The 13,775-nt window shown below is 70.4% G+C and carries 14 protein-coding genes and 3 pseudogenes; 6 read left to right on the top strand and 11 right to left on the bottom strand.

From position 1 onward, the window contains the following. Positions 1–75: 75 nt before the first annotated feature. The 4 genes from LP418_RS24240 to LP418_RS24255 all read right to left on the bottom strand — a co-directional run bounded on the left by LP418_RS24240 (position 76) and on the right by LP418_RS24255 (position 2,455). Positions 76–570 carry a beta-class carbonic anhydrase gene (locus LP418_RS24240; protein ID WP_257954010.1) on the bottom strand — a complete coding sequence of 165 codons (495 nt, stop codon included), beginning with the start codon at positions 568–570 and terminating at the stop codon, positions 76–78. Between the two features lie 10 nt (positions 571–580). Further along, positions 581–1,186, bottom strand: coding sequence for a hypothetical protein (locus LP418_RS24245; protein ID WP_257954011.1), 606 nt, complete (start codon positions 1,184–1,186; stop codon positions 581–583). Beyond that, a complete protein-coding gene (locus tag LP418_RS24250) occupies positions 1,165–1,722 on the bottom strand; it encodes a hypothetical protein (protein ID WP_257954012.1) in 558 nt (185 codons plus the stop codon). The genes LP418_RS24245 and LP418_RS24250 overlap by 22 nt, the downstream gene beginning before the upstream one ends. 187 nt (positions 1,723–1,909) lie before the next feature. After that, positions 1,910–2,455, bottom strand: coding sequence for a hypothetical protein (locus LP418_RS24255; protein ID WP_257954013.1), 546 nt, complete (start codon positions 2,453–2,455; stop codon positions 1,910–1,912). Between LP418_RS24255 and LP418_RS24260 the strand changes: the two genes are divergently transcribed. Further along, the gene (locus tag LP418_RS24260) at positions 2,445–3,668 is read left to right on the top strand and encodes an NAD(P)-binding domain-containing protein (RefSeq protein WP_257954014.1); all 1,224 of its coding nucleotides are present in this window, start codon (positions 2,445–2,447) and stop codon (positions 3,666–3,668) included. The genes LP418_RS24255 and LP418_RS24260 overlap by 11 nt on opposite strands. A gap of 15 nt (positions 3,669–3,683) precedes the next feature. Here LP418_RS24260 and LP418_RS24265 read toward each other — a convergent pair whose 3' ends face one another. From LP418_RS24265 to LP418_RS24290, 7 genes and pseudogenes are all read right to left on the bottom strand, one after another. Further along, positions 3,684–4,157: a hypothetical protein gene (locus tag LP418_RS24265; RefSeq protein ID WP_257954015.1), complete on the bottom strand. Its 474-nt coding sequence runs from the start codon at positions 4,155–4,157 to the stop codon at positions 3,684–3,686. 165 nt (positions 4,158–4,322) lie between these two features. Then, positions 4,323–4,541, bottom strand: coding sequence for a hypothetical protein (locus LP418_RS24270; protein WP_257954016.1), 219 nt, complete (start codon positions 4,539–4,541; stop codon positions 4,323–4,325). After that, positions 4,538–5,491 carry an MFS transporter gene (locus LP418_RS24275; RefSeq protein WP_257954017.1) on the bottom strand — a complete coding sequence of 318 codons (954 nt, stop codon included), beginning with the start codon at positions 5,489–5,491 and terminating at the stop codon, positions 4,538–4,540. Before LP418_RS24275 ends, LP418_RS24270 begins: the two co-directional genes overlap by 4 nt. Then, the gene (locus tag LP418_RS24280) at positions 5,488–5,640 is read right to left on the bottom strand and encodes a hypothetical protein (protein ID WP_257954018.1); all 153 of its coding nucleotides are present in this window, start codon (positions 5,638–5,640) and stop codon (positions 5,488–5,490) included. The genes LP418_RS24275 and LP418_RS24280 overlap by 4 nt, the downstream gene beginning before the upstream one ends. Continuing rightward, positions 5,639–5,842 (bottom strand): annotated as a pseudogene (locus tag LP418_RS34440) (LppX_LprAFG lipoprotein); the annotation flags it as partial. The gene LP418_RS24280 and the pseudogene LP418_RS34440, both read right to left, overlap by 2 nt. A gap of 25 nt (positions 5,843–5,867) precedes the next feature. After that, positions 5,868–6,113, bottom strand: a pseudogene (locus tag LP418_RS34445) (LppX_LprAFG lipoprotein); the annotation flags it as partial. A gap of 106 nt (positions 6,114–6,219) precedes the next feature. After that, a pseudogene (locus tag LP418_RS24290) lies at positions 6,220–8,721 on the bottom strand (DNA gyrase/topoisomerase IV subunit A). A 77-nt stretch (positions 8,722–8,798) separates the two neighbouring features. Here LP418_RS24290 and LP418_RS24295 point away from each other — a divergent pair. The 5 genes from LP418_RS24295 to LP418_RS24315 all read left to right on the top strand — a co-directional run bounded on the left by LP418_RS24295 (position 8,799) and on the right by LP418_RS24315 (position 13,767). Further along, positions 8,799–9,719, top strand: coding sequence for a LysR family transcriptional regulator (locus tag LP418_RS24295; protein ID WP_257954020.1), 921 nt, complete (start codon positions 8,799–8,801; stop codon positions 9,717–9,719). Positions 9,720–9,843: 124 nt separating this feature from the next. Next, positions 9,844–10,677 (top strand): ATP-binding cassette domain-containing protein, encoded by an 834-nt coding sequence (locus LP418_RS24300; RefSeq protein WP_257954021.1) that lies wholly within the window; start codon positions 9,844–9,846, stop codon positions 10,675–10,677. Between the two features lie 5 nt (positions 10,678–10,682). Then, entirely contained in the window at positions 10,683–10,949 is a 267-nt protein-coding gene (locus tag LP418_RS24305; protein ID WP_257954022.1) for a hypothetical protein, read from the top strand. 393 nt (positions 10,950–11,342) lie between these two features. Then, entirely contained in the window at positions 11,343–13,064 is a 1,722-nt protein-coding gene (locus LP418_RS24310) for a GNAT family N-acetyltransferase (RefSeq protein ID WP_257954023.1), read from the top strand. Further along, complete coding sequence (locus LP418_RS24315) at positions 13,000–13,767, top strand: acetate--CoA ligase family protein (protein WP_257954024.1); 768 nt, start codon at positions 13,000–13,002, stop codon at positions 13,765–13,767. Before LP418_RS24310 ends, LP418_RS24315 begins: the two co-directional genes overlap by 65 nt. The last annotated feature ends 8 nt before the right edge of the window (positions 13,768–13,775 follow it).

Genomic DNA, 13,775 nt, shown 5'->3' on the forward strand with positions numbered 1-13,775 from the left:
CGCCTCGTGGATCGGGTCCCTGTCGGCTGCCATGACGACAGGCTACGCGGAATTGCTAGGACGTCCTAGCAAGAATCAGAACTTCTGGTCGATCAGGCCGGTGTCGACGTAGTAGAGGAAGCCGCCGATCGCGACGGAATCGGGGATGAGCGGGTGCGAGCGGACCATCTGCACGTCCTCCCGGAGGGCAGCGATCTGGTCGGAGATGACGTGGAACCGGTGCCACGACGCATCGACCCCCATCGACTTGCCGACCTTGACCCGCAGGTCGGCCTCGGTGTTGGACGCCATGGCGCACTTGGTGTGCGGGACGATCAGGATCCGCTCGACGCCGAGCAGGTGCACGCCCGGGACGAGCGCCTCGAGCGCCGCGCTGGTCACGCGACCACCGGGGTTGCGGAAGATCTTGGCGTCGCCGTGCTCGAGGCCGAGCATCCGCAGCGGGTCGATCCGGCTGTCCATGCAGGTGACGATCGCGACGCCGGCATGGGCCACGCCGTCGAAGTCGCCCGGGGTGAAGTCCTCGGCGAAGCTCTTGTTGGCGGCGATCAGGTCGCTGAAGTCGTCCACGAGGGCGAGATTATCGGAGGTCGGGACCGAGCACGGTCGCGCGCACCGTGGGCGAGATGCGATAGGGCTGGGACTCGAGCAGCGAGCCGAGGGTGCGGCGCAGCCGCGACATCTCGGCGCGCACCGTCAGCACTCGGCTGGGGTCCGCGAAGAGGTCGTCGGCGAGCTGGGCGGCCGTGCGTCCCTCCGGCGACCGGATCAGCGCGAGCAGGATCTCGGCGTGCCGCGGGCTCGGCTGGTGCCGCCACGAGTGGCTGGCCGTGCTCACCCGCAGCTCGCGGCCCGCCCGCAGGTCGAGCACCGGGTCGGTGGCCGCGCGGTCCCCGTCGCCCAGTCGCACGAGCCAGCCGCCGGGCAGCGGCTCCACCGTGACGGCGCCCAGCGCCGGCAGCCACGTCGACTCCGCGGACAGGTCGGCCGGCAGCACCAACCGGTCGGGCGCGGTGAAGCCGGTGACCGCCGCGATGTGTCCGCTCGGATCCACGGCCGGGGTGCGGCCGCCGACCCGGGCGACGACGGGCGCGGCGTAGGCCCGAAGCCGTTCGAGAGCCACGGCGTGCTCGGTGCGGACCTCCGCCTCGGCCAGCTTCGCGGTCACGCCGACGAGGGCCAGCACCGATCGTTGTACGGCGAACGCCGGGCCCGCTGATGTCGACCGCACCCAGCGTCTCGCCGGTCCACGGATCGAGCACCGGGGCAGCCGCGCAGCTCCAGCGCGTGTGCGACTCGACGTAGTGCTCGGGGCCCCGGATGTGCACCGGCTCGCCGAGCACCGGGCAGGTGCCGATGGCGTTGGTGCCGACGTTGGACTCGGTCCACGCCGACCCGGGGACGAAGCCGAGCCGGTCGGCCAGACGGCGTACGCCACCGTTGCCGTGACGCCACAGCACGCGCCCGTCGGTGTCGGTCGTCACCACCAGCAGGCCGTCGTCGACCACCGGGCTCAGGGACGCGGTGATGCTCGCGAGCAGGGGAGCCAGGGGCGCTGGTCGTGCGCCGCGACTCGACCTCGCCCTCGGTCAGCGGCGCCACCGCAGGCTCGGCACCCGGGGCCAGTCCGCCGGCCCGGACCCGTCGCCACGACGCGCTGATCTCGGGGCGGAGGTCCTTCGTCGGGGGCCGCCGGAGAGCACGCGCTCGCGTGAACGCCACGAGGTGCGCTCGTCGCCCATGTCGCCTCCGATCGGTTGCAACCCCGTTGCAACCCTGCCGTCGATCGTACGGCGGGGTGTGTGCTTGGTCACGTCGGAAGGAGACATCATGACCGAGACACTGGACAAGCCCGCCACCGCCGTCACGACCGATCCGAGCGCCACGGCGACGGCGTGGTTGGAGGGGTTCAGAAGCCGCCCTCGCCGCGCGCGACATCCCGGCCGCCGCCGCGATGTTCGCCACCGAGTCGTTCTGGCGCGACCTCGTGTCGTTCAGCTGGAACATCACCACGGTGGAGGGGCGCAGCGGTGTCGGCGACCTGCTGGAGAGCACGCTGGCGGGGACCGACCCGTCGTCCTTCGCGCTCGACGAGCCCGCGGACGAGGCGGACGGTGTCGTCACGGCGTGGTTCCTGTTCGAGACCGCGATCGGTCGCGGTCGCGGACTGCTGCGACTCGTCGAGGAGGACGGTGAGCGCAAGGCGTTCACGTTCCTCACGACGCTCTACGAGCTGAAGGGCCACGAGGAGCCGAAGAACGAGCACCGCCCGCGTGGCGCCGAGCACGGGGCGGACAAGCAGCGCCAGACCCGGCTCGAGCGCAGGCAGCAGGAGGCGGAGAGCCCGGGCAGCACCACCCAGCCCTACGTGCTCGTCATCGGCGGCGGCCGGGGCGGCATCGCCCTCGGCGCCCGCCTCCGCCAGCTCGGCGTGCCGAGCCCAGGTGATCGACAAGCACCCGCGCCCCGGCGACCAGTGGCGCAACCGCTACAAGTCGCTGTGCCTGCACGACCCGGTCTGGTACGACCACCTGCCCTACCTCAAGTTCCCGGACAACTGGCCGGTCTTCGCACCCAAGGACAAGATCGGCGACTGGCTCGAGTCCTACACGAAGATCATGGAGGTGCCCTACTGGTCGAGCACCGCGGCCAGCAGCGCGTCCCGGTCCGAGGAGACGGGCGAGTGGACGGTCGAGGTCGAGCGGGAGGGCAAGCCGTTGACGCTGCGCCCGAAGCAGCTCGTCTTCGCGACCGGCATGTCGGGCAAGCCCAACGTCCCCGCCGTACCGGGCATGGACGTCTTCGGGGGCGACCTGCACCACTCGTCGGCGCACCCCGGCCCGGACGCCTATCGGGGCAAGAAGGTCGTGGTCATCGGCAGCAACAACTCCGCCTTCGACATCTGCGGCGCGCTGTGGGGAGAACGACGTCGACGTGACGATGGTGCAGCGCAGCTCCACGCACATCGTGAAGAGCGACAGCCTGATGGAGATCGGGCTCGGCGACCTCTACTCCGAGCGGGCCGTCGCGGCCGGCGTGACGACCGAGAAGGCGGACCTGATCTTCGCGTCGTTGCCGTACAGGATCCTGCACACCTTCCAGATCCCGGCCTACGAGGCGATGGCGGAGAAGGACAAGGAGTTCTACGAGCGGCTGGAGGCGGCCGGCTTCGACCACGACTGGGGCGACGACGGGTCGGGCCTGTTCATGAAGTACCTCCGCCGCGGCTCGGGCTACTACATCGACGTCGGTGCCGCCGACCCGGTGGCCAACGGCGACGTCAAGCTGGTCAAGGGCCAGATCGACCACCTGACGGCGGAGGCCGTCGTGCTGGCGGACGGCACCGAGCTCCCGGCCGACGTGGTCGTCTTCGCCACCGGCTACGGATCGATGAACGGCTGGGTCGCCGACCTGATCGACCAGAGACCGCAGACCGGCTCGGCAAGGTCTGGGGCCTCGGGTCCGACACCACCAAGGACCCCGGACCGTGGGAGGGCGAGCAGCGCAACATGTGGAAGCCGACCCAGATCGAGAACCTGTGGATGCATGGCGGCAACCTGCACCAGTCGCGCCACTACTCGCTCTACCTCGCGCTCCAGTTCAAGGCGCGGTTCGAGGGCATCGACACCCCGGTCTACGCCCTGCAGGAGGTGCACCACACGGGTTGAGACCCGCGGCAGGTCTCAGTGGATCGACAGGGCGTCCCTCGTGGAGAGGGGCGTCGCTGTCGCCGTACGGAAGAGGACGAGGGCCAGTACGGCGGCGACGACCGCGCAGACGGCGGCGCCGTAGAACACGGTGTGCTCCCGGGCGATCCCGGCGACGCGCAGCAGGTCGGAGAACTCCTTGCAGCGGCTCTTGCCGTCGCAGACCTCGCGTGCCGGCGGGATGACGCCCTGCTCGGCGTAGTACTGGCGCAGCCCGATCGTTGTCAGTGCCGAGATGCCGACCAGCATGCCGACCATCCGCGACACCACGACGAAGGCGCTGGCCACGCCGTGGACGTCGTCGTCGGTGAAGGCGAGCAACGCGGCATTGACCGGCGCGAGCGCCGGGCCGAAGCCGAGGCCGCCGGTGAACAGGGCGAGGTTGGCGATCGGCTCTCGGACCGTGGTCAGCCCCCACTGGGCCATCAGCACGAAGCCGGCCGCTGCCATCAGCATCCCGGCGGCGGTGACCGAGCCGGGGGAGAGACGCCGGATGAGGTAGCCGCCGATGACCGCTCCGACCGGCAGTGCGACCGGGGAAGCGGACGAGCACGAGCGCTGCGGGCAGCTGGTCGTCGGGATAGACGGTCGTGCGCGCGAAGAGCGGGATGTCGATCAGCGCCGCGATGAGGGCGGCCCCGATGAAGAAGCTGACCGGGAGCGCACCCCGGGCCGGGGTACGCCGCAGCGCACCGCGAGGAACCAGCGGAGCCGTCGCCCGGCGTAGGTGCAGGGCGACAGCACGCTCGCGATCGCCGACCCGAGGAGGAACCACCAGCCGCGGTCGGAGAACACCCGGATCTTCAGGTCGGCCGTCGCGAACGCGAGGATCACGCCGGCCGGGGCGGCCGCCAGCAGCAGGGCGCCGACGAGGTCGGCCTCGACCGAGCTGGCACCCCAGCGGCGCAGGTCGAAGAGCGGCCGCTTCGCGAGGAAGCAGCGCGAGGGAAGAGGATCGCCGCGCCGACGGCGATCAGGCCGATCGGGGTCAGCCAGCGCCCCGACCCGGCGTAGGGGATGAAGAGCTGGCCCCACGTGAGGTCGCGCAACAGCTGCGCCGGGCGGACGAAGACGAGCGCGCCCGCCGCCGGGGTCGCGAGGAGGAGGACGGCGCCGACGAGGTCGGGGCGTTTCACCTTGGTTTCGACACGGCGCTGGCGCGCCTGCTCAACCAGCGGTGAGTCGGCCGCCAGCTCAACCAGCGGCGATCGCCCGGCGAGGGATCGCAGTGCCGCGGCCAGCACCAGCCCGACCGCGAGGTTGATCGCGAAGATCACTCGCCAGTCGGCGAAGGCCAGCACGACCGCGCCGAAGAGCGGACCGATGACCGAGCCGATCTCTCGGACCGCGGAGACGACGCCGAGCGGGACTCCGCGGCGTTCCTTGGGGTAGAGGTCGGCGACCGGGGCGAGCGTGGCGGGCACGAGACCCCCGCCGCCGACACCCTGCAGGAACCGGCCGATCACCATCGAGGGCATGTCGTAGGCCAGCGCCGTGACGAGGGAGCCGAAGGCGAAGAGCACCAGCGAGAACACCAGCACCGGCACCCGGCCGCGGAGGTCGGCGATCCTGCCGATGAGCGGCAGCATGGCGACGTACCCCGGGAGGAAGCCCGAGACGATCGGCGCCGCGCGTTGCAGCTGGTCGATCGGCACGCCGACGCTGGTCATCATGTCGGGCAGCGCGAGCACGACGACGTAGGTGTCGGCGGCCGCGAAGGCTACGGCGACGGCCGCCGGGCCCGGGAGCGCCCGGGTCGGAGCCGACCCGGTCACCTCACTCACGGGGCGACTATGTCCTTGCTCGTGCCGTAGTCGGCGAAGTCGACGGTGTAGGTCATCTCGTCGCTGTTCTTGTAGAAGACGCCGGTCAGCACGGCCTTGGCGCAGCTCGCCGTCGTCGGAGACGAGGTATTCCGCGTCGAAGGCGTCACCCGACGAGCTCGGGATCACGTTCTTCATCGCGTCGCCCGGGACGGTGCCGGTGAAGGTCGTGAGGACCTCGGAGTTGTCCGAGCCGCCGCGGACGCTCTCGCCCTCCTCGAGGTCGGTGGTGACGCCCAGCAGCGACGAGAAGCCCGAGTCGGCGCTGACGAGCTGGGCCGGGTCGGGCGCGCCGTAGTCGCCGGGGTCGATGTCCCAGGTAGCTGCCGTCGGTGAACGGCAGGACGGCGTTGACCTTGCCGTCGACCGCGATCACCGGCACCTGCACGCTCTGGCCGGCGAAGATCACCGTGATCGTGCCCTCGAAGGCCGGCTGGTTGGTGGCGACCCCGTCGGCCTTGACGATCCCCGCGACGCCGTCGGGGAGGTCCTCTGTCGACAGCGTGAGGCTGACGCCGCTGGTCTCGCTGAGCGTGGTGGCCGCCGCGGCGAGCACCTCTTCGGGGCTCTGGTCCTCCGTCACCTTCTCCTCGCCCCCGCCGCTGCACGCGGACAGGGCGAGAGTGCCGGCGAGGACCAGTGCCGGGGGACGCCAGCGGCGCGAGCGATCATGCGATCAGCCTTGCACATCACGCATCCTCAGCAGGCGCATCGGCGGAGGCGTCCATCGTGCGGCCTTCGAGGAGTACGGCGACCGGACCCGCGACAGCGGCGATCGCCTGCGGTCCGGGCACACCGGAGCCGTCGCGGCGGCCGTTGGCGGCGGGGAGCTCGATCGGGGCGCCGCTGGCAGCGGCCGCCCCGGCCGGAGCGGAGCCGGCCCGGGCGGTGACGAGCGTGTCCTCGCCCTTGAGGAACCGGTGGCAGCGGACGCCGCCGGTGGCACGACCCTTGGGCGGGTACTCGCTGAAGGGCGTCACCTTCACCGCGCCCGCCTCGGTGCCCGGCAGCGCCGTGGAGGCGCCCGACGCGGTCACCACGACCGAGTCGGCGCTGTCGACCACGCCGAACCGGGCGACCCGCTCGCCGGGAGTGACACGGACGCCGGCGATGCCCCCGCCGGACCGACCCTGCGGGCGCACCCCGTCGGCACCGAAGTGCAGCAGCTGCGCGTCCGTGGTGATGAAGCACAGCGTCTCGTCGCCGGTCATCAGCTCGACGGCACCGACGACCTCGTCGTCGTCCTTGAGTCCGATGACGTCCCAGTCGTCCTTGTTCAGCACCTCGGGGTTGACGCGCTTGACCACGCCGTCGCGGGTGCCGAGGGCGAGACCGGGGCCCTCGGTCGCGAGCGACGTGAGGGCCAGTGCGCGCTCGCCGTTGTCGAGGGACAGCACCTCACTGAGCGGCAGACCGCCCCGGAGATTGGGGTCGTTGGCGGAGTCGGGGAGCTCGGGCATGTCCAGCACGCCGACCTTGATCAGCCGCCCGCGCGAGGTCAGCACACCCACCTCGCCGCGGACTGTGGTGCGCACCGCGGAGGTGATGACGTCGTGGTTGGCCCGCGACTCGCCGTGCCCGGGGAGGCCCGCGCCGGACGTACGCGCGACCCGGGCCGCTGGAGGACAGGAAGGCGAAGCACGGGTCGTCGGCCACCTCGAGCGACGTGGCGGCAGACGTCACCGTGGTGCCGGCCGAGGCGAGCAGGACGGTACGGCGCGGGGTGCCGTAGGTCTTGGCGACCTCGGCGAGCTCGTCGGAGACGACCTTCCGCAGCAGCTTCTCGTCGTTGATGATCGCGTCGAGCTGCTCGATCTCGCGCTCGAGCTCGGCCTTCTCCTTGTCCAGCTCGAGCCCGGAGAACTTCGTCAGGCGGCGCAGTGGCATGTCCAGGATCCAGTCGGCCCGGATCTGGCTGAGCTCGAAGATGTCGATCAACCGCTCCTTGGCCTGCGAGGCGTTGTCGGAGGAGCGGATGACTCGGATGACCTCGTCGATGTCGAGGATCGCGATGAGCAGTCCCTCGACCGGGTGCAGCCGGTCGGCGGCCTTCGTCCGGCGGAACTGCGACCTGCGGCGGACGACGTCGAAGCGGTGCTGCAGGAAGACCTCCAGCAGCTCCTTGAGCCCGAGCGTGCGCGGTTGGCCGTCGACGAGTGCGACGGTGTTGATGCCGAAGGAGTCCTCCATCGGGGTGAGCTTGTAGAGCTGCTCGAGCAGTGCCTCGGGCACGAAGCCGTTCTTCACCTCGATCACCAGCCGCAGCCCGTGGCTGCGGTCGGTGAGGTCCTTCAGGTCGGCGATGCCCCTGGATCTTCTTGGCCAGCACCAGCGCCTTGATCCGCTCGATCACGCGCTCGGTGCCGACGCCGTAGGGCAGCTCGGTCACGACGATGCCCTTGCGACGGGCGGTGACCGACTCGACGCGCGCGGTGGCGCGCATCTTGAAGGTGCCGCGGCCGGTCTCGTAGGCGTCGCGGACACCGTCGAGGCCGACGATCTTGCCGCCGGTCGGCAGGTCGGGGCCGGGGATGAACCGCATCAGGTCGTCGAGACCGGCGGTCGGGTGCGTGATCATGTGTCGCAGTGCCCGGACGACCTCGACCGGGTTGTGCGGGGCGATGTTGGTCGCCATACCGACCGCGATGCCGGTGGTGCCGTTGACGATCAGGTTGGGGATCGCGGCCGGCAGGACGCTCGGCTCCATCTCGCGGGAGTCGTAGTTGGGCTTGAAGTCGACGGTGTCCTCGTCGATGGAGGCGGTCATGGCGACCGCCGCCGGCATCATCCGACACTCGGTGTAGCGCATCGCGGCGGGGAGTCGTCGGGCGAGCCGAAGTTGCCGTGCCCATCGATGAAGGGCACCCGCAACGACCACGACTGGGCCATCCGCACGAGTGCGTCGTAGATGGCGTTGTCACCGTGCGGGTGCAGCTTGCCCATGACCTCGCCGACGACGCGGGCGCTCTTGACGTGCCCGCGGTCGGGCCGCAGGTTCATGTCGTCCATCGTGTAGAGGATCCGGCGCTGCACGGGCTTCAGGCCGTCGCGAGCGTCGGGCAGTGCGCGGAGTAGATGACGCTGTAGGCGTACTCGAGGAACGACGAGCGCATCTCGTCGCCGACGTCGATGTCGAGGATGTGCTCCTCGAAGTCGTCGGGGAGCGGTTGTTTGGTGGTACGGCGAGCCATGGGGGCATTCTCCCTTTCGGCCGTGCGTTCGGGCGCCGGGGCTCGCCGGTGGGCTGTCTAGATGGGAGAGTTGCGGCATGGATCTCGACCTCACCGCCGTCGAGAGTTTCATCGCAGTCACCGACCAGCGGCACTTCGGACGTGCCGCCGAGAGTCTCGGCGTCACGGTCTCCGCGCTGACCAAGCGGATCCAGCGCCTCGAAAGGGCACTCGGCGTGCCGCTGATCGAGCGGGACTCGGGTGGATTCCTCGGGCTCACCCCTGCCGGGCAACGGTTCGTCCAGCTCGCACCGCAACTGATCCACGACGTCCAGTCCGCTCGGCTCGCCGCCACCGGCGAGGCCGTCACGACCCTGAGGCTCGCTGTGCCGGCCGGGGTCGGCGTGGTCGCGCCACTGATGCCTGCTGCCCTCACGACTCTGGAGCTGGCCCTCCGGCATGCGCATCCGGGGGTGGCGGTTGAGTCGGTGCCGACGCCCTTTCCCAGACTGACACCCGACCTGATGGCTGGTGAGGTCGACGTCGTGCTGACGTTCGGACCGTCGCCAGATCCCGCCGTCGCGTCGACACGGCTGTCGAGGATCCAACGGGTGGGGCTGGTCAGCTCCACCCACCTGATGGCCGTTCGCGGCATGGTCGACGTCCGGGAATTCGCTTGCTACCCGATGCTCTACTCGCCCGGATTGCCCGACGAGTACATGCACCCGTTTGTGCTGGCGGACGTCCGACCGCTGAGCGAGGCGACCCCGGTACCGATCGACGCCTCGAACACGGCGCACGTGGCGCAGCGCATCCTTCAGGGGCGAGAGGTGACCGTCGTCCCGTTGGCACTGACCGCGAACCTGCCACCGGAGCTTCGCAGGGTCGGACTGCGAGGCGTTCCGGACAGCTGGTACCACGCCCATCGTCGCCGCGGCGACAACCGCCCGGAGCTGCTGACTGCCATCCAGTTGATGGCCGACTTCACCGAGTCGATCACCCGATCCGCCCTGCGCTGAGTGGTGCTGCGGGCCGGCTGTTTCCCACCCGGAAACGGAGCGGGCTTCGAAGTCGATTGTGCCTAACGTTTCCGTGTGAGCACAGTCAGGAGTGATCGGCCAACTGCGCCGAGCCGTCTCAGGGATGACCTCGACAGCAGCCCGCGTCGGCTGGGCCGTCCTCGTCGTGACGGCGGCCCCGGGCATGGTCAACCACGCCGCCGGGGTGTTCGTGATCGCCGACGAGGATCCGGAGCCGCTGATGTTCGCGGCGTTCACGGCGACGAACGCCTATGCGCTGGTAGTGCTGCTCGTGCCGTTCCGACGGCGCCAGTACTGGGCGTGGGCGGTGACTCGGGTCAACATCGCCGCCACTGGGATCGTCTTCATCTGGCTTCGCGACGGCGTCGGAATCAGCTATTTCGTCCGGAGCGCTGGTGATGGCGGCCGCCCTCATGGCGACGCTTCCCGAGTTCCGGCGGACGCGGGTCGAGGAGGCATGATGGCCGTTGAACTGACAAGGCTCACGAAGGTCTTCGGGGACGTGCTGGCTGTCGACGACGTCAGCGCGGTCGCGCGATCGGGTGAGGTGACGGCCCTGCTCGGCCCCAATGGCGCAGGCAAGACCACCACCCTTCGAATGCTTCTCGGACTCGTGGCACCGAGCACCGGAACCGCCACGTTCGCCGACAGGCGCTACGCCGACCTGCCAGACCCGGTCCGGAATGTCGGCGGCTCGGTGCGTCGTACGGCGTCCAGCTGCTGTCGGTCGCGATGGGTGGTCTCGTCCTGCTCGGCTACACCGCCGCGTTCGTCGTCCTCGCGCTCCGCATCACACCCGGGCGGGACGTCCATTGACGTCGCGCACAACGAAAGGAATGACGCAATGTTCGTACGTCGCATCTCCACCATCGGTGTCGGCACGGTGGCCGCGGTGGCGCTCGGTCTCGGACCGGCCAGCGCACCCTCTGCTACGTGAACAACATGACACCGCAGGGCATGGCAGGGGCCAGCAGTTCCAACGGCTTCGCGTCGTTCCACGTCCTCGCGTTCGAGTTCACGGGCCTGTGCCCGGCTGGCATCCGGGTGCTCGCCGACGCCGCGGGGATCTCGGTCGACACCCCGATCAACCTGCACGCCGTGATGGCGGGTGGGGCGGAGTTCCGGGGCAAGGACGCTCGTGGCATCAGCCACCTCGACTTCGAGGCCATCGATGCCGCGTTCCCGGACGCGATCGCTGCCTGCTCCTGACCGACCGATTCGGCCGGATTGCCACACAGGGCACTGGCGCGGGCCGACGGTTCGCCGTACAGCGCCGTCATCGGCGGTTCGAAGTGCACCGAAGACCTGTAGATTTCGCGACGTGACGAACACCGATGCCGAGACGAGCACTCCGCCGCCCCGGCACTGGGAGGCGGACGTCCTGCTGCGCGACGGCAAGACCGCACACATCCGTCCGATCAGGCCCGAGGACGCCGAGCTGCTGGTCGAGTTCTACAGCCGGGTCTCGGAGGAGTCGAAGTACTACCGCTTCTTCTCGCCGATGCCGCATCTCTCCGAGCGCGACGTCAAGCGCTTCACCCGGGTCGACTACGTCGACCGGGTCGCGCCTCGTCCTCACCAGCGCCGACAAGATGATCGCCGTTGGTCGCTACGACACCGTCGAGCCGGGCAAGGCCGAGGTGGCCTTCCCCGGTCGAGGACGGCCATCAGGGCCGCGGCATCGGGCAGCTGCTGCTGGAGCACCTCGCGCAGGCGGGTCGCGAGCGCGGGGTCGAGCGCTTCATCGCCGAGGTGCTGCCCGACAACCGGAGCGATGATCCACACCTTCAAGGACGCCGGCTATCGCGTGGCCAGTCACTACGACGAAGGCGTGATGGAGCTCGAGTTCAGCATCGATCCCACCGACACGGCCGTGGGGGTGATGGCGCAGCGCGAGCACCGCGCCGAGTCGGCCTCGATCGAACGCTTCTTCCGTCCACGCTCGGTCGCGGTCATCGGCGCCAGCCGCCGCCGGACACCATCGGCCGGGCGTTGGTGCGGCACCTCGTCACGGGCGGCTTCACCGGCCGGGTCTACGTCGTCAACCCGAGTGCCGACGCGGTCTCCGGCATGCCGGCCTACAAGACGGTCGGCGACATCCCCGGCGAGGTCGACGTCGCGATCGTGGCGGTGCCGGCGGACGCCGTACAGGACGTGGTCCTCGACTGCGCCGCCAAGGGCGTGCACGGGCTCGTCGTCATCTCCTCCGGCTTCGCCGAGACGGGTGAGGAGGGCCGGGTCCGGCAGCGCCGTCTCGTCGGGCTGTCCCGTTCCTACGGCCTGCGCCTGATCGGCCCCAACGCGCTCGGCGTGATCAACACCGACCCCGAGGTCAGCCTCAACGCGTCGCTGTCGGCGCTGATGCCGCCGCGCGGTCGCGCCGGCTTCTTCTGCCAGTCGGGTGCCCTCGGCTCCGCGATCCCGGAGAAGGTCAACAACCGGGGCCTCGGCCTGTCGACCTTCGTCAGCGCCGGCAACCGCGCCGACGTCTCGGGCAACGACCTGCTGCAATACTGGCTCGAGGACGACGCGACCGAGGTGGTCCTGCTCTACCTCGAGTCCATCGGAAACCCGCGCAAGTTCTCCCGCATCGCCCGTCGTGTCAGCCGTCGCAAGCCGATCATCGCGGTCCGGTCTGGCCGCAGCACCCGGGGCGTGCCCATGGGTCACGCGGTGCGCAAGATCGCCGCTCCCGGCCGGGCCGTCGACGCGATGTTCCGCCGGGCCGGCGTGATCCGGTCGACACGCTGGAGGAGATGTTCGACGTCGCCCAGCTGCTGGCCCACCAGCCGCTGCCGCGCGGTCGCCGGGTCGCCGTCGTGGGCAACTCCGACGCCCTCGGGCTGCTCGCCGCCGACGCCGCCACCAGCGTCGGGCTCGTGGTCAACAAGCAGGTCGCCCTCGGTGCCGACGCCGGTGCCGAGGACTTCGAGGACGCCCTCGACGCCGCCATCGACGACCCCGAGGTCGACGCCGTGGCCGCGATCTACATCCCCCGCTCAATGTCTCCGGCGAGGACGTCGCCAACGTGCTCGCGGCCGTCGGCGAGCAGTCCGACAAGCCGATCGTGTCGACCTTCCTCGGTGCCGAGGGCGTGCCGGAGCTGCTGCGCGTCCCCGACGTCGCCGGCTCGAGCGCCGGTCGCGGTTCGGTGCCGTCCTACCCGGCCGTCGAGGCCGCGGTGCGCGCGCTGGCGCGTGTCGTGGAGTACGCCGTCTGGCTGCGCACCCCCGAGACACCGGCCGCCGACGAGGAGCTCGTGGACCGGCAGGCGGCACAGCGGGTGGTCAACGAGCTGCTCATGCACCACCCCGAGGGCCATGACCTGTCGCTGTCCGAGCAGCGCCAGCTGCTGGCTGCGTACGGCATCGAGCTGTGGGAGACACTGCCGGTCGCCTCGCTCAAGGGCGCGACCGCCGCGGGCAAGGACCTCGACTGGGACGTGGTGCTCAAGGCGACCGCACCCCACCTGCGGCACCGGCCCGACCCGGCCCACGTGTGGCGCAACATCGACGGACCGGCGGACATGAAGGACGCCCGGGAGTCCCTCAACGAGCTGATCTCCGATCCGGAGAGCGCCGGGTTCGTCGTGCAGAAGAACGCGCCGCCGTGTGTGCCGGTCGGGATATCGTCCATGGAGGACCCGCTGTTCGGGCCGGTGCTGTCCTTCGGCATCGGGGGACCGCTGACCGAGCTGCTCGGCGACCGGTCCTTCCGGATCCCGCCGCTGGCCGAGCACGACGCGCAGGACATGGTCCGCGAGATCAAGGCGTCGCCGCTGCTCTTCGGCTATCGTGGCAGCGAGATCGTCGACGTCACCGAGATCGAGCGGCTCGTGCGTCGCGTCGCGCAGATCCAGCACGACCTGCCGCAGGTGCGGGCGCTCGACCTGCCGCTGATCCTCGCGGGCGCCAACGGCGCGGCGGTGCTGGGCGGCTCGATCCGGATCGAGCCGGTGCTCGACCCGCGCTCCGACTGGTTCGTCCGTCGGCTCTCGACGCCGCCGGGGGACACGCTGCCCGACTGAGGCGGTTG

This window comes from Nocardioides sp. B-3 (assembly GCF_024703895.1).
Lineage (GTDB): Bacteria > Actinomycetota > Actinomycetes > Propionibacteriales > Nocardioidaceae > Nocardioides.

Excerpts from the sequence above, each read along its gene's own strand:
- LP418_RS24300 (WP_257954021.1), top strand. The coding sequence starts at position 9,844 with ATGACCTCGACAGCAGCCCGCGTCGGCTGGGCCGTCCTCGTCGTGACG.
- LP418_RS24265 (WP_257954015.1), bottom strand. The coding sequence starts at position 4,157 with ATGGCAGCGGCCGGCTTCGTGCTGATGGCCCAGTGGGGGCTGACCACG.
- LP418_RS24295 (WP_257954020.1), top strand. The coding sequence starts at position 8,799 with ATGGATCTCGACCTCACCGCCGTCGAGAGTTTCATCGCAGTCACCGAC.
- LP418_RS24305 (WP_257954022.1), top strand. The coding sequence starts at position 10,683 with ATGACACCGCAGGGCATGGCAGGGGCCAGCAGTTCCAACGGCTTCGCG.